Origin of the sequence: Floridaenema evergladense BLCC-F167, from assembly GCF_041929205.2 — a bacterium.
Lineage (GTDB): Bacteria > Cyanobacteriota > Cyanobacteriia > Cyanobacteriales > Aerosakkonemataceae > Floridanema > Floridanema evergladense.
This window is the reverse complement of record NZ_CM171625.1, coordinates 5220762-5237335: the sequence shown is the minus strand read 5'-3', so window position 1 is coordinate 5237335 and position 16574 is coordinate 5220762. Positions and strand designations below refer to the sequence as shown.

At 38.2% G+C, this 16574-nt stretch carries 12 protein-coding genes; 8 read left to right on the top strand and 4 right to left on the bottom strand.

Translation table 11 applies throughout. The annotated features are described in order from the left end of the window. Nucleotides 1–372, bottom strand: coding sequence for a VOC family protein (locus ACE1CA_RS25210; protein WP_413278625.1), 372 nt, complete (start codon nucleotides 370–372; stop codon nucleotides 1–3). A 403-nt stretch (nucleotides 373–775) separates the two neighbouring features. On the opposite strand from ACE1CA_RS25210, the gene ACE1CA_RS25205 reads away from it, so the two are divergent. The 6 genes from ACE1CA_RS25205 (at nucleotide 776) to cphA (ending at nucleotide 9484) form a co-directional block, all read left to right on the top strand. Further along, nucleotides 776–1393: a hypothetical protein gene (locus tag ACE1CA_RS25205; protein ID WP_413278626.1), complete on the top strand. Its 618-nt coding sequence runs from the start codon at nucleotides 776–778 to the stop codon at nucleotides 1391–1393. Between the two features lie 94 nt (nucleotides 1394–1487). Beyond that, nucleotides 1488–3959 (top strand): OmpA family protein, encoded by a 2472-nt coding sequence (locus ACE1CA_RS25200; protein ID WP_413278627.1) that lies wholly within the window; start codon nucleotides 1488–1490, stop codon nucleotides 3957–3959. 2 nt (nucleotides 3960–3961) lie between these two features. Then, nucleotides 3962–4504, top strand: coding sequence for a Rab family GTPase (locus tag ACE1CA_RS25195; protein WP_413278628.1), 543 nt, complete (start codon nucleotides 3962–3964; stop codon nucleotides 4502–4504). 43 nt (nucleotides 4505–4547) lie between these two features. After that, nucleotides 4548–6518, top strand: a complete 1971-nt coding sequence (locus ACE1CA_RS25190; RefSeq protein ID WP_413278629.1) for an adenylate/guanylate cyclase domain-containing protein — start codon at nucleotides 4548–4550, stop codon at nucleotides 6516–6518. Between the two features lies 1 nt (nucleotide 6519). Continuing rightward, nucleotides 6520–6717 (top strand): hypothetical protein, encoded by a 198-nt coding sequence (locus tag ACE1CA_RS25185; RefSeq protein ID WP_413278630.1) that lies wholly within the window; start codon nucleotides 6520–6522, stop codon nucleotides 6715–6717. Between the two features lie 142 nt (nucleotides 6718–6859). Further along, nucleotides 6860–9484: a cyanophycin synthetase gene (gene cphA, locus ACE1CA_RS25180; RefSeq protein WP_413278631.1), complete on the top strand. Its 2625-nt coding sequence runs from the start codon at nucleotides 6860–6862 to the stop codon at nucleotides 9482–9484. A gap of 236 nt (nucleotides 9485–9720) precedes the next feature. On the opposite strand, the gene ACE1CA_RS25175 is transcribed toward cphA, so the two are convergent. Further along, entirely contained in the window at nucleotides 9721–10605 is an 885-nt protein-coding gene (locus ACE1CA_RS25175; protein ID WP_413278632.1) for a YihY/virulence factor BrkB family protein, read from the bottom strand. A 528-nt stretch (nucleotides 10606–11133) separates the two neighbouring features. On the opposite strand from ACE1CA_RS25175, the gene ACE1CA_RS25170 reads away from it, so the two are divergent. Together ACE1CA_RS25170 and ACE1CA_RS25165 are read left to right on the top strand one after the other, a co-directional pair. Then, nucleotides 11134–12120: a peptidoglycan-binding domain-containing protein gene (locus tag ACE1CA_RS25170; RefSeq protein WP_413278633.1), complete on the top strand. Its 987-nt coding sequence runs from the start codon at nucleotides 11134–11136 to the stop codon at nucleotides 12118–12120. Between the two features lie 102 nt (nucleotides 12121–12222). Then, entirely contained in the window at nucleotides 12223–13302 is a 1080-nt protein-coding gene (locus ACE1CA_RS25165) for a peptidoglycan-binding domain-containing protein (RefSeq protein WP_413278634.1), read from the top strand. Nucleotides 13303–13375: 73 nt separating this feature from the next. Here ACE1CA_RS25165 and ACE1CA_RS25160 read toward each other — a convergent pair whose 3' ends face one another. Both ACE1CA_RS25160 and ACE1CA_RS25155 read right to left on the bottom strand, forming a co-directional pair. Then, on the bottom strand, nucleotides 13376–14785 hold the full coding sequence (locus tag ACE1CA_RS25160; protein WP_413278635.1) for an LCP family protein: 1410 nt from the start codon (nucleotides 14783–14785) through the stop codon (nucleotides 13376–13378). Between the two features lie 251 nt (nucleotides 14786–15036). Beyond that, nucleotides 15037–16530, bottom strand: coding sequence for a CIA30 family protein (locus ACE1CA_RS25155; protein ID WP_413278636.1), 1494 nt, complete (start codon nucleotides 16528–16530; stop codon nucleotides 15037–15039). Nucleotides 16531–16574 lie beyond the last annotated feature (44 nt).

The following is a 16574-nucleotide window of genomic DNA, read 5'->3' as shown; positions in this document are numbered from 1 at the left end:
TTAATTTAATTGAACCTGACTTAACTCAATAATGTTACCATCAGGATCTTGAGTGAATAAGGCTGCACGACCGGAAGCACTGACTTGAAAAGGGCAATTATGAGAGATTAATTGTTGTTTAGCAGCATCTAAGTCAGTAACAGAAAAAGCTAAATGGCGATTGCGTCCCCATTTTTCTGAATCTACCATATCTGGTACTATTTTCTCGCTAACAATTAGGTGAATTTGGAAGCTAGCAATTTCATACCAGGCACCAGGAAACTTTAGCGATCGCTCTACTTTGGATAGTCCCAATATTGTCCCATAGAAATATTCAGATTGTTCTAGGTTAGCAACCAGAATAGCTGCATGAAGGCTTTGGGTAATCTGCATGGTTAGTTGATTTACACTAAGTAATGGAAAATAAATTTGTTTGGCAAGTTAAAATTTGAAATAATATTAATTTATCATCAATTGTGCAAGTTACGCTATCTACACAAAGAAGTGTTTGAGAATACAAGCGATTCAAGAAAAGTAAGTATTACTACTAGCGAGTAAGGCGGTAGGGTAGAGCGTGACTAGAGATACAGTAATCTGAGAAATTAAGTAAATTATGAAGCAATATATTAAGAAAAATTAGATAGAGGTTAAAATGGGGATTAATTTAAACATAATTAGATACAATATAAAGCTGACGATAAGTGATTGTGGAGTTAGTTCTAATTAGCAAAATAACGCCTGAACTGGTAAAATCCTACTGATTGTCAATTATGAAGTTTTCTACAAAGGTGTAAGTATGTCAGAAATTAGCAAGGAGGAAATGCGGGAAAGGTTGGGTAACATTGACCAGATCCGCGACATTATTTTTGGCCCTCAATTGCGAGAATATGATAATCGGTTCGAGAAGATAGAATCTGACATTTCTTTACTACAGCAAGAAATGCGCGATCGCATCGATCAAGTAAAGACAGTTGTATCTACAGAACTACGTTCAGCATTTGATACTTTAGAGAAAAAAATCAGGTCTATTAGCTTAAGTTATCAAGAGGAAATTAGCGATTTACGGCAACAAGTCGATCGGGTAAATAAAAAGTTTACTAACGCTCTAGAAGCACTCGATCAAAATATTGACAGCCAAAGTACTTCAATTCGCAAAGAACTAACAGAAAGTAGAACTAAACTACAAGAAGATGTTCGGACTTTGAGAATTCAAGTTTTTGAAGAATTAGAGCGACGTTTATCATCAATGAGAGATGCGAAAGTTTCTAAAGATGATGTGGCAGAAATTTTGTTTGAGTTGGGAATGCGGCTCAAAGGAAATGAATTTGTTCCACAATTAAAACAAGCTGTTACAGTGGATGATGATGTTTATACGGATATTCCAATGATAGAAGAAAGCAAAAAATGGGAGTAATCTAGAATTAACGAGTTGAAAGCTTAGAAATAAGTTTTCAACTTTCTACTTCGTCGGGTATTCAGCTAACAATTAAATGCAGGGGTTATCAATTATGAGCTTATCTCCAGAAAATCCGGCTGAAATCAATCAGCTGGAATCTTTTGTTTCTCAATCTCATCACCTTAGCCAAGAAACAGGAGTAGAGGTAGAAAAGCTAGTCAACTTATTAGTTGACTTAAAAATTATACGTCAGGATAAATACAGTAATGAGTTAATTAATGATAGTAGTAATCAGAGTAACGGAACGTTAGATATAGTATCAGAAATTGCTCAAAAGAATATAGAAATAGATAATTCAAATGAAGAAATTCAGGAAGATTTAGCAACTACTACCTCAGCAGTTGTAGAAAAATCAACTGAGGAACCAAACTCTTCTCTAGAAATTAAGCATGAAGAAGTATCTCAACCTGCTAACTCCTTGCTAGAACATTATGATGATAATGTAGAAGAATTATACGATGCTTATAAACGGTTGCAAGTTCTTTTATTAGAACCAGAATTAGCTGAAATCCAAGGTTTAATTGGTAAATATGAACAAAAGCTTGCCAATATTGAAGAGCAGATTTCTCAGCCGCAACAATTAATTAGTTTACTTTTACCGATCGTTCACGAATTAATTGCAGCTAAAACCCAGGAAGATAAAAACAGTATTGCTGGCGCAATAGCAGCTGCTATTCCACCAGCAATTTCCTTAGAAGTGCGCCAAGAACCGCAGGAAATAGCTCTAGCAATTGCACCGGAAATAGCAGTAGCAATTAAGGAACAAATTAAGTTAGATCCAGAAGTAATGATTGAGGCGCTTACGCCAATTATCGATCGAGTAATTGAGAGTAAAAGAGAAGAAGATAAAGAGGCGTTAATTTCGGTGATCGCGCCTTTACTTCCGCCAGCAATTTCGCAACAAATTCGTCAACATCCGCAAGAAATTGCTCAAGCGATCGCGCCTGAATTAGCAGAAGCAATTAAAGAACAAAAGAAAATAGATGCTAATGCTATTTCTAAAGCATTAGCATCAGAAATGGGGAAAGCGATTAAAGAACAAATAGCGTTGGAAAGAGATGCAATGGTAGATGCTCTTTATCCGGTGATAGGTAGCACTATTAGCAAATACATGGCGGATGCGATTCGATCGATTAATGAAAAAATTGAAAATGCCTTAAGTTTTGAGGGAATAAATCGTAAAATTCGCGCCAAAATGCAGGGAGTTTCAGAAGCAGAACTGATTCTTAAAGAAGCTATTCCTTTTAAAGTTCGTGCTGTATTTTTAATTCAAAAAAACTCAGGTTTATTAATCGCAGAAGTGCAACCAGAGGAGAAAGAAAAACTAGAATCAGATATGGTAGCTGGGATGCTGACAGCTATTCGGAGTTTTGTGAATGATTGTATTGCTCGATCGGGAGATGTTTCGGAAATTGACGCGATCGACTATGGCAACTCTAAAATTGTTTTAGAAGTAGCAGGATATTGTTATTTAGCAGTAGTAACTCAAGGGAAAACTCCTCAATGGTACATTCGCAGAATGCAGCAAACACTATACAATATTGTTCAAATTGCTGGTAATGAAATAGAGAATTTTGCCGGAGATCCTGATAGTATTCCCGAACAAGTTAATCAACTTTTAAGTCAATTAATTAAAATTGGCGAACCAGCTGCAAAACGCCAAATTTTTCGACCTTCGGGATTACTAATTGTTACTTCCTTGCTGTTGAGTGCAATTATTTTACCTTGGGGATTTTGGCAATATCGAAATGGCATCGATCGACGTTTAGAAAATGATGTAATGCAAGCTTTAGCATCTGCTCCCGAATTAGCTGTTTATCGTTTAGGAGCGCAGGTTACTGATGGTAAATTGCAGCTTTTAGGCAGTTTACCTAATCAGTATCTCCGCACAAAAGCTGAAGAAATAGCCAAAAAAATTGCCCCTAACCAACTATTAGAAAATAAAATTATCGCCGTAGAAGTGCCACCTAATCCTGTAGATATAGCTTCGGAAATTAAACGATTAACTGCTACTTTAAATAAAATCAATGGAGTGACAGTTTATTCTCTATACTCAAGTGGTAAAGTGCTGATTAAAGGAACAGTATCTCAAATTGAAGATGCAGAGAAAATTACTCAAGCATTCAAACAAATTCCCGGAGTAAAAACTGTTACTAATACAGTGGAAATTCTACCGCAAGCGATCGCCACCCGGATCTATTTTGACTCAGGATCGGCAGAATTAAAAGCAGGAAATCAAAACAAAATTTTGCAAATTAAAGATTTGTTAAATCGTTACCCAAACTTGTCTTTAAGAATCATGGGTTACAGCGATCCTCTTGGTTCTTTCGATACTAACCTTAAGTTAGCACAATCCCGTGCAGAAACCGTAAAAAATGCTTTAATTACTCAAGGAATCGATCCAAAAAGATTGCAAGCACTAGCAGCACCTACACCCCCTTTAGGTGTAGACTCGCAAAAACCATTATGGTTAGCTAGATGCGTTGAATTCCAACCTGTGGTGTCGAAGGAAAGCAGTAAATAATTATGGCTACAATCTCGAAAAAAATTTGTTTAGTAGGTGATTTTGGGGTAGGGAAAACCAGCTTGATTCGGCAGTTTGTCGAACGTGCATTTAGCGATAGATATCTTTCAACTGTGGGAGTAAAAATTTCCCGAAAAACTATGGAATTAACCAAAAGTTCGGAGCAGAAAGTAGAAATACAGTTGATGATTTGGGATTTAGAAGGACATACTAAATTTAAAGCGATCGCACCTTCTTATTTACAAGGATCTAGCGGCGCGATTATAGTTGCAGATGTTACCCGCCAAGAAACAGTCGAGCGACTAACAGAGCATTTGCAGCTTTTTTTGTCAATTAATCCTAAAGGATTTGCGATCGTTGCTTTTAATAAATCAGACTTATTTGATGATGAGACAATAGAGCAATTACTTACTACTTATAACTTTAAAGAGCAGGCGCAAGTTTTATCTACTTACGCCACTTCCGCAAAAACAGGTAAAGATGTCGATCTTATCTTTGAAAAACTAGCTTACAAAATACTTTTTCCCGAAGAAAGCATTTGCTAGTTAAACAACTTTAATGCTCATGTAATAACCCAGGAACTTCACTATGCAACTATCAAAGATCGAGCAATTTTTTAAAGAAAATTTAATTTTGACTTCTATAGATTATTTGCTAGTAGATGACAAATTTAAAGTGGTTGAAATATCGGCAGGAGTGCCAAAATTTAGCGATTGTCCTCCAGAATCAATATTGAATCAAGATGTTAGCGAAGTTTTACCAGAATTAGTTGGAATAGAAGACATTGTTGGGGAAATTTTACAAGGCGATCGCAAATATTTTGATTATAAAGGAATTGCGCGATTAACTGCTTCTAATGATACTTTATATATTAACCTCCACATTATTAAAGACCATGAAATTACTAGCAATCAATTACTGATTATCTTGGAAGATGTTACAGAAAAAATGCTCCTAGAGCAAACTTTGGTACAAAGAAACAATGAATTAGAACTGTTATTTAGTAAGTTATCTGCTTCTAACCAATACATCGATAAAATTATCGGATCGATGGCAGATGCTTTATTAGTGACAACCCAAAGTGGAAAGATTAAAACTGTAAATAAAGCAGCAGTAAATTTATTTGAATACAATGAAATAGATTTGATTAATCAACATCTATCAACTATTATTATTAATTATGAAAATCAACTAAAAATCATTCAAGAAGAAGTATTATCCACTGGGGAATCCTTGTCAGATATAGAATTAATTTGTCATACTAAAACCGGGAAACAAATTAACGTTTCCTTTTCTTGCTCCAGCATTCCTACAGAAATTCCCGGAGTTCAAGATTACTTGTATATTGGTAGAGATATTACTGAAAAACAAATAATCGAACAAGAAAGAAAGCGTATTGAAAAGCGGTTGTTCGCGCAGTATGTTATTAGTCTAGCTTTGGCAGATTCAGTCAATCTGAAGTCAACATTACCAAAAATTCTCTTAGGAATATGCGAAAGTTTGAGTTGGGATATAGGTGAATTTTGGCTACCAGAAATAAACGATGAAAATCCTCAGTTGCATTGTTTAGAAATTTGGGTTAAACCGCACTTAAAGATTCCCGAATTTATTGCAGTAACGAAGCAAACAGTTTTTCCGTTAGGTGAAGGTTTACCGGGAAAAGTTTGGCAAACAGGTGCTCCTTTATGGATGGATGATGTAGTTAATGATGGTAGCTTTGTGCGATCGCAAATTGCTGCTAATGCAGGAATTTGCAGTGCTTTTGCCTTTCCTATTCAGCATGAAAATGAAACTTTAGGAGTGATGTCGTTTTTTAGCTGTCAGCGTCAAGAATACGACGAACACCTATTACAAACAATGCTAACTATTGGCAATCAAATTGGACAATTTATGCAACGGGAAAGAGCAGAATTGGCATTGCACCAGGAACAGCAACAAACCGAACAATTGTTGCTGAATATCTTACCATACAAAATTGCCCAAAGATTAAAAAGTCACCCTAGCACTATTGCTGATTATTTTAGCGAAGTTACTGTTATGTTTGCTGATATTGTTGGGTTTACCAACCTGTGTTCGAGAGTATCAGCAACGGAACTTGTAGAAATATTAAATGAGATATTTTCCGAATTCGATCAATTAGTAGAAAAGCATAATTTGGAAAAAATTAAAACCATTGGCGACGCTTATATGGTAGTAGCAGGATTGCCAAAAGCGCGAGCAGATCACGCGATCGAGATCGCAGAAATGGCACTCGATATCCAAACAACAATTGCTCAATATAATGAGGAAACCAACAACTCTTTAAATATCCGAATTGGCATTAATAGCGGAGATGTGGTTGCTGGTGTAATTGGGAAAAAAAAATTCACTTATGATTTGTGGGGTGACACAGTTAATATTGCTAGTCGAATGGAATCTCATGGATTGCCAGGAAAAATTCAAGTTACAGAAGCAACCTATCAATATTTGCGCGATCGCTACTTATTTGAACAACGCGGCAATATCACCATCAAAGGTAAAGGAGAAATGCTCACCTATTTCTTAACTGGTAGAATTTAAAATGTCAGAAAATAATCCCCAATTAACCCCAGATGAATTCTCAGAATGGCAGATGAAAATTACTATTGCCAACCTGCATAACATTCTCTGCCACTGTCGTCAGTGTGACAAAGAATGGGTAGCATCGACTTTTGAAACTTGTAGTTGTGGGAGTACAGAAGTCGAACACATTCTTTGCTGGCAATTTCCTGATGATTAACGCCTTCAAGATCCCCGACTTCTTGAAGAAGTTAGGGATCTAAATCTACATCACCCGATCGGGCGATCCTATTGTAGGACGACAAGAAACAGAAAAATTTAGGAAGCTTAAGTAATAATAACCGAGCGAGTTTGAGCAGCGTATGAAAATTATTAAACTGCAAACACTTAGAGGGCCAAATTACTGGAGCATTCAGCGACAAAAATTAATTGAAATGTGGCTGGATCTCGAAGAAATGGACGAAATTTATTCTAACGAGATTCCCGAATTTTATGAAGGATTAGTTGAGATTTTACCTAGTTTAGAAAATCACTTTTGCTCTCCGGGACATCGCGGAGGTTTCCTGAAACGAGTTAAACAAGGCACATTAATGGGGCACGTTATCGAGCACGTTGCCTTAGAATTACAAACTTTAGCCGGAATGCGCGTTAAATTTGGTCGCGCCCGTTCCACATCTAAATCAGGAGTTTATCGGGTAGTCTTTGAATATCGTCAAGAAGCCGCAGGTCGTTATGCCGCAAAAGCCGCTTTAAGATTAGTCGAAAATATTATCGATCGCAGTTACTATCCCGAAAAAGAACTAAAATTAGACTTAGAAGATTTAAGAAAATTAAAAACAGAAACTTCTCTTGGTTTAACCACTGAAGCTATTCTGAAAGAAGCCGAAACTCGGAAAATTCCTTGGACAGAATTACCAGCGAGAGGTATTGTTCAATTAGGCTACGGCATACATCAACGACGCATTGTTGCTGCCCAAACTAGCAACACCAGCTTGTTAGGAACTGAACTCGCTTGCGACAAAGAAGGCACAATTACTATGTTGCGAGAAGCGAATTTACCTGTTCCCAAAGGCACAGTAATTTACCGTTTTCGCCAATTAGAAGCTGCCATTGAAGAGATTGGTTTTCCGATTGTAATTAAACCTTTAGATGGCAATCATGGCAGAGGAATCACTTTAAATATTAACTCTTGGCGCGATGCAGAAGATGCTTACGATTTGGCAAAAAGTGAGTCCAAATCTGGTGGAGTGTTGGTAGAAAGATATTACAAAGGACGGGATTTTCGCGTATTAGTAATTAACGGCAAAGTTGTCGCCGTTGCAGAAAGAGTACCCGCCCATGTAATTGGAGATGGGAAATTAACAATTGCCGAATTAGTAGCCCAAGTTAACCAAGATCCGCGTCGGGGTGATGGGCATGAAAATATCTTGACTCGGATTACCATTGACGAACATAGCGAACAAGTTTTAACCAAACAAAGATTAAGTTTAAATAGCATTTTGGAAAAAGGAGAAGTCTGCTATTTAAAAGCAACTGCTAACTTGAGTACTGGGGGAACTGCGATCGATCGCACCGCAGAAATTCACCCCCAAAATATTTGGATTGCCCAAAGAGCAGCGAGAATAATTGGTTTAGATATTGCCGGAATTGATATTACTTCCCCCGAAATTTCTCGCCCATTAACGGAAGTAGATGGGGTAATTGTGGAAGTCAATGCTGCACCCGGATTAAGAATGCACTTGCAACCAAGTGAAGGTACTCCTCGCAACGTTGCTGCACCGATTTTAGATATGTTATATCCGCCCGATCGTCCGCAACAAATCCCCATTGTCGCTGTCACCGGAACTAACGGAAAAACTACCACAACTCGCTTAATTGCTCACATTTTCCGCCAAACCAAAAAAACCGTAGGTTACACTACCACAGACGGCACTTATATCGGTGATTTCTTAGCCGAACCTGGAGATAATACTGGCCCACAAAGCGCCCAATTAATATTACAAGAACCCTCGGTAGAAGTGGCAGTTTTAGAAACAGCTAGAGGCGGAATTCTTCGGTCTGGTTTAGCTTTTTCTCACTGCGATGTTGGCGTAGTTTTGAATGTTTCTGACGATCATTTGGGATTGCACAATATTAACACTTTAGAAGACATGGCTCATGTCAAAAGTGTAGTTGCTGAAGCGACTAATCCCAATGGTTTTGTAGTATTAAATGCTGACGATTCATTAGTAGCAGCAATGGGAAAAAGCGATCGCGTAAAAGCTAAAGTAGCTTACTTTTCAATGGATCGTTGGAGTCCGATAATTTGGGAACATATTCAAAATGGAGGAGTCGCCGCAGTTTATGACAACGGATACTTATGTTTGCTTTCCGGTGAAGATGTAATTCAAGTTGAACAAGCGGTGAATATTCCCTTAACTTTGGGTGGAAAAGCACCTTTTATGATTGCGAATGCTTTAGCTGCTGCTGTTGCTGCTTATGTGCAAGGCGTAAGCGTGGAAAATATTAGCACCGCTTTAAGAACTTTTCGCGCCTCAGTGGAACAAACTCCCGGAAGAATGAACTTAATTAATTGGGCAAATTTCCACGTTTTATTAGATTATGCTCATAACCCCGCTGGCTATCAAGCTTTGGGGCAATTTGTGAGCAATTGGTTAACAGGAGAACGCATTGGTGTAATTGGTGCTCCAGGCGATCGCCGCGACCAAGATTTTCATAAACTAGGAACATTAGCTGCTCAAATTTTCGACCGAGTTATTATTAAGGAAGATGAGGATAATCGCGGTCGTAATCGTGGGGAAGTTGCGGCTTTAATTCGGGAAGGAATTACTCAAGAAAAACCGGATTTTCCCTACGAAATTATTTTGGATGAACAAACGGCGATCGAAACAGCTTTACGCAAAGCTACCGAAAATAGTTTAGTAGTAGTTTTGCCCGATAAAGTCGATCGCGCTTTAAGTTTACTCAAACAACCCGCTATACTATAGCAATAATTGTAGAGACGTTTCATGAAAGGTCTCTACAATTATTCATGAAACGGCCCCTACAGAGTCAAATTTGCTTAACCAAGCAGTATTGAATTCGCACTAGAACACCAATTCAGTAATCCCAGAAACCGGGTTTCTTTGGCTTGGGGTAACAAAATATCGACTGCTCTAGGGAAAGAAACCCGGTTTCTCATCCCCAACTACAATACTGAATCGGCGTTTTAGTAATCCATAATTTACTTTTTTAACACTTTTCGTCGCTGCATTGCTTCGCCAACAGTAATGTTTAACTCGTTCCCAATTAATAACACCAAACAACTGAGATAAATCCACAACTGTAGCACAATAAAACCGCCAACTGCGCCATAAACTCGGTTAAAATTGCCAAAACTTGCTACATAAATTTTAAACCCTTGGGAAAGTAATGCCCATGCTAATGTAGCTAGAATTGATCCTGGTAAAATCGGTGTTCCCGAAATCCAACGACTAGGGCCAAAACGGTAAATAAAACCGATCGTCAACGCTGCAATTCCTAACGCTAAAGGTAAACTTAACCGCTGCCAAAATCTTAAAATATCAAATCGCATCCAGCTATTTTGACTAGCAGCATAATTCACAAAAAAATCAGTAATAAATATTAAGGCTACGGCACTAACTAATAAGAACATAGTTGCTATTGTTAGTAATATCGAAACTAATCTAGCTTTCCAGAAAGGTCGCATCTCTTCTTGAGAAATTCGCTGTATTTTATCCAACGCATACATTCCCGCACTCATTCCCGCAGAAGCCGACCAAATCCAAAACAAAAAACTCAGAGAAAATAGCGATTGACTTTCGGTTTTCAGCACTTCTTTAACAAACCCACCAAGGAGAAATGCTACTGCATCTGGTACGACTTTCGTTACCCTAACTAACAGATTTTCAAAGGTAGTTTTTAAGGGATTAAATAACCCGATCGCTGCCAAAAATGCCATAATTGCGGGAAACAAAGATAACATCAAGTGATAAGTCATTTCCGCAGCTAAACCTGGTAATCTCTGCTTGAAGGTGCGCCCTACGACTTCCCGCACAATAGCCAAGTTAAGGTACTTAAAAAACCGGAAAAATCGAGTTAATAGCATTTTTTGATAAAAAATTACTAGACATTTTCCTCAGTTTAGACTGAATTTGACCGATCGGGAAAACTTGTTAGTATTTAAAAATACATAAATCCAGGGAAATAAACTGTTCGTACAAAATATGGGCGAAAGAGACGCTCTCTACAATACTTGTCTATTTGTTGTCAGGCGAAAATATAAGAAAACCCAGTTACATTAGGGTAAGTATCATTTAACAAGGAAAATTAGCAGTAGATTAGGCGATCGATTGATTAACCTCTATCAGCCTATTCGTGATAAAACTTTACTAGAAAATCTCATGAATTTACTATAAAATAACTAACTGTAGGGTATTAGCCCACACCCCTAAATTACAGAAAAAGCTGTAATTTATTTTTATGGGATTCAGATACAAAATCAAGGTTTTATCAGCCCGAAAAATTAAATTTTGTAACAAAATCTAGCAATTTTCTGTATACTTAAATGAGCGCAGAAAAAAGATATATGGACTTAGCGTGAAAACGTTGTTTATAGTTCAATTAGGAAAAATTTATGCTGAGAGTTGAACCGCAAAACCGCCCTATTCTTAAACAGGGAATCAAAGGTGATTGGGTGGTATTTCTGCAAGATCAATTAAATGGATGTGGCTACGGGCCAATAAATTTAGATGGAGATTTTGGGACTCAAACATTAGCAGAAGTTAACCGATTTCAAAAAAACCTCGGCCTTAAGGTAGATGGAATTGTTGGCAGAATTACTTGGACTAACCTTGATAAACACAGAAAAATAGTTGGCTGGATACCAGAATGGCCTAGTTCTTTAACTTTAAGAGGAACTGCTGGTGCTGATAGTTTGCAAAGAGTCCAAGCTAGTCTGATTCCAGAAGCTCAAAAATTGATGGGTGCTCTGCCACGCTTTTGGGGTAGATATTTTCAAGGTAATTTAAATTCTGGAGCATACTTCCGAGCTACAGAAAACCAGCCTCTCAGAAATGCGGGAATTAGAGTTTTACCCATCTCGCGCCAAACTAACAGAGTAGATGAAACTCAACAAGTAGGAGAGCAATTAGGTCGCCTTCACGCTAGAGATTTTTTAAACAACTTTGGAGAAAGTTATTTAGCTTCCCAACAAGTAGACGGCTTTTATTTTTTCCTAGATGCAGAGCCAACAGATCCTTTATCTGTTGGTTTTTATATAGGCTGGTCAACTGCGGTAATTAAAAGTAGTACAAGAGTAAGACTTTTGCCTGCTCTTTATCTGAATGCCGCCGATAGTACTACTACTAAAAATCTAAGTACAGCTATGAAAGCTGGCGCACAATGTCATGGTTTATGGGTAGCTAATTATGGAAATAATCAAGCTCTCATTACCCCTTGGGATAAAACTAAAGCTAGAGTTGCTACTCCCGTTCCTTGTAAAGTTCTGCTCCGTCAATATGCCGGAGATATCAAAAATGGATTGTATGATTTTAATCAAATGAATCCATTTTTAGATAATCAGGAATTAGTTCTTAAAAGATTAGTTTTACCTCCTGCATAACTATTCAGTTATCCTCCCAGGTTTTCTCAGTGACAGAGTTGCAAATAAATCTTCTGTTTATGATAATTTGGGAGGAAGTCTAAGATCTAGTAAGGTTGATTTATGGCTTTTAATATAAGTGTTCTCAAATTAGAACCAATTAAAAAAGGCTCGACAGGGCTTTATGTCAGTGCTTGGCAACAATTTTTACAGTCCAAAAATTTTGCGATCGGGGCAGCTGATGGGTCTTTTGGTAATGTAACAGATATAGCCACTCGTAACTATCAGCAAAGAAACGGTTTGTCTGTAGATGGAGTAGTGGATACTTTAACTTATCGTAAGGCTTTAGAACAGGGATATTTATTTTTTGTCCCTAATCGTACTGGGAATATGATTTTGAATTATCTCAATTTCGAGGTGACAGAAATTAGAGATTTGCAGCGCAGTCTAAATGTTATAGGGCCTTTGGTTCCGCCATTAGCAATTGATGGTGATTTTGGGGCGAGGAGTGTAGAAGGATTAGGAGAAACTTACAAAAAGATAGATATTAATTTTCGTCCGGCATTAGAACGAACTCTTTCCGCAGCCACTAAACAAAAGTTAGGCACAGATTTGCCAGCAGCTTTAAATATTATTACCGAATATGCCAGAAGATTAAGGCAACAATTAAGTGGTGCTCAGTGGGTAAACTATTTCCCTGGTAAAAATACAATAGCTGACTTGGTTTCACCATTTCGCCAAAGAGTGGAAGCATTTGAACAAGCATTAAGAACAGCTGGTGCGAAAATAGTAATTGCTGCTGTTTATCGTCCTCCACAAAGAGCTTATTTAATGCACTATTCTGCACGTATTTCTCGTGGAGAAATTGCACCCCAAAATGTGCCATCTTTTGCGGGTGTAGCTATTGATTGGGTGCATTATACAAATGCTGCTTCCGTGCAAGCGGCGCGAGATATGGTGAATGCTTATGGGATTGGTAGTAATCCTGTAGCGTTAGTTTCTCGTCATACTCAAGGTTTTGCTATTGACTGGGAAATTACTTGGGAAGGAACGTTAAATGTGAAGAATGCTCAAGGGAGAATTGTTAGTATTGGCGCACCTCGGACTAGTTATCAAAATACTGTTCTTTGGCAAGTTGGTGCTACTTATGGTGTAATTCATTTGCGCTACGATCCGCCCCATTGGTCGATCGATGGTGGTTGAATTAACCTAGTTCGTTGTAAGGACTTTAGTCCTTCTATTTGACAAGAAAACGACTGAAGTCGTTACAACGGACTTAGAAATTAGCTGCTGTTGATGGTGTCCAATCTTCTCCAACGCGCAGGGTTAAATCTGATTCAATGTCACCAATAGAAGCAGGTTCAATATTACCTATTCCTAAAGTTGATTGTAGTTTTTCTGCGGCTTTTATATCGCCTTTTTGGACGATAATTTGGGTTTTTGTTTCGGTTTCAGGCCAATCTCGAACTAAATAAATATTGCGGAAACCTAATTTTCTTAAATATTGGGCGGCGCGATTACTCATGTTTGGTTGACCGGAGGCATTTTGAATGGCGATGCGAATGGAAGTTGGGGAATTATTATCATTGTTGTCGGCAATTTCCTTAGCTTCTACACCGAAATAGTTTTGCATGAGACGATCGCGCTTTTTCTCATCAACTACCCAATAACTCCGACCATCAAACTCTCCAGTTTGACTAAATCTCCCAGGTAACATTACCATTTTAATATCAGTTTGTTGCAAGTTCAGCCCAAAATTTGCTAAAGCTAACATTTCTTCCCAATTAATATTAGTATCCACATAGTTTTTCATGACTGACATTATTTCTGGCAACCGAGGCAAAATACTAGGATTTGTTAAACGTTGTCTGACAGCTTTTAGTAATAACTGTTGTCTTTGTACTCTCCCAATGTCGCCACTTTCATCTTGACGGAATCTGGCAAATTGTTCTGCTTGCGATCCATTGAGAGTTTGTAAACCTGGTTCTAAATTAATTTCTAGACGCTGAGTTACATCTTTGTAGTGCATTTTTTTGGGGACAAAAACTTCTACTCCACCGACTAAATCAACTAATTGACGGAATGCTTCGGTGGTGACTCGGACATAGCGATCGATCTGTACGCCATCCAAAGTGTTACTAACAACTTCAGCTGCTAAAGCTGCACCACCATCAGCATTTGCTTGGTTAATTTTATCAATGCTTAAAAAGGGATTGTTTACATGAGTATCGCGGGGAATAGAAAGCATTTTCACTGAGTTTTCAGTCGGGTCTAAACGCAATAATAATAATGTATCGCTGCGACCATTTAAACCAGCAGGTGAGTCTTTTTGTGCATCAGGAACTCGATCGACTCCCATAACTAAAATGTTAACTGGTCGCGTCATTTTATGAACAGCGAACTTTTGAATTATATCTGTTAGCGATCGGGTTTGATGCTCTGCTTTGACAAAAGGTAAAGGTGCAAAAATTCCTAAAACAATTCCCAAACTAACAGCAACAGCGGTTGTTACACCAAATGCTAAACCCCATAAAAGACTTTGATTTTTTGCAGTTGATTGAATTCGCTTTACTGCGCCAGTTGTTAAACTTTGCAATTGCTGAACTGGCGAAGTTTTCGCAGTTTCTGAGGGAAAATTAGCCGAACTAGACTCGGAACCATGATTTATTGGTTCTGCGCTATCCATTTTTAACACTCCTATCACACCAAAAGCAATTTGATTTGCTTGTATTGCGTCAGTTGAATTTACTAACTTGAACAGATGAAAAGGCTAATTTCCTTTTTTGTCAAGTCAAAGCATTATACAAGGATTATGCCCTACTGCAAAAGAGTATAATATGAAACTGCTCCAGGCGCAGAGGACGCAGGGAAAGAAAAGAGAGGGAGAAACCGAGTTTTTGACTTTAAGTTTGGCAAAACTCGGTTTCTGAGAGTGGTTTAGATTGGCGATCGCAAATCTGGCTGTATACTATTAAACAAAATTTGCCAATTTTCTCCACTCGAAGCGCTTTCTGTTTCTTTCACCTCAAAAGTGAGGTAACAAGCTTTTGGTTCTTCTAACGCCTGTACGCAAAGTTCGGCGATATCTTCCCGACTTACTTTACCTCGAATATTGTCGCCTTGTTCAAACACTAAAGTTTTGCCTCCTGCTTCTTCAGTTAATGCAGTAGGTCGGATAATTGTGTAAGCAATTCCACTTTCTCTAACGCTATCTTCTCCCCGCAATTTCCAAGTTAAAATTCCCCCTAACGCATCATTCATTCTCACAGCTGGGGGTTCTTCTTCTAAGTTAATTCCCGGACGACCTGGACGAGTAACACCAGCAGAACTTACTAAGATAAACTGAGGTAAATTCGCACCATTGTAAGCTTTAATTGTTTCGATTTGCAAGGCAAAACCGCCTGGAGTAAAGTTAGGATTAAGTGCGCCATCATATTCAAATTTGCTCAACATTAATTGCAAAGAACGAATTTGACTAGCATCAATCTTTTCCCCATCGGGTACAGTTTTAGCGCGAAAAACGGGAACTAAATCGGCAAAAGGAATGCGAATATCGATCCAAGTATTTGCGATCGTGTCAAAAGAATAGCTATAACCAATTCCATCCCATTTTGTGTCGGTTCGCAGAAAAAATTTATAACGTTTGCCATCACCTTTAACGCGCAACTCAACACCTTCGTAAGCAGATAAATCCAAAGGTGTATCAAAATTGCGAGTGCGAATGGAAGCGAAACCTCCCGAATTTGCGGTGGAAACATTACCAGCAAATAAAGCAGTATTATCTACTAATTGGATATTGCTGGCGCTAACTCCACCCATCACTACATCATCGATCGCACCCCAAACATTTTTAATTTCCTCCCCAGCATTCCGAAAATCAAAAATCATTTTCTCGTCAGCTTTCCCTAAATATTTCGCTGCTGCTTGCACCAAATTTCTCACACCTTGGTATTCGACAATTTCGGGAGAATCTACCACTTCAGGCATATAAAATTTCACACCTTGATAATACTTTTCCCGGTTAGGAGTGTCGCCTTCCACAGGTTGCACACGCGCACCAGTACAACAAATTACCGCAGTAACATTTCGGAAAACTTCCTCAGTTAAAGTTTCCGGTTTAGTAATATCACCTGCAATTAATTCCAGGTTATTACCCAACATTTCCCTTGCTTTTTCCACATTTCGCACCAAAGCGCGTACTGAATATCCGCGTTCCAAAAGTCGTTTTACTACGCGCTTTCCCACACCGCCAGTTGCACCAACTACTAACACTACTCCCACTCTTTTTCCTCCCTTAAATTGAGTAGATTTTTCATTGAAATTTCCTGAAAATATCCGCTGAATGCAGTTGACAAAGGGAATTACTTCAAAGTAAGTGAGAGTTTGGAAAAATCTGCCAAATTCCCAAGGTGCGCGATTATTTGCTGCCATAATCTATCCTTGCTACTTAGTGCGATCGCCCACCTTTATTTTAA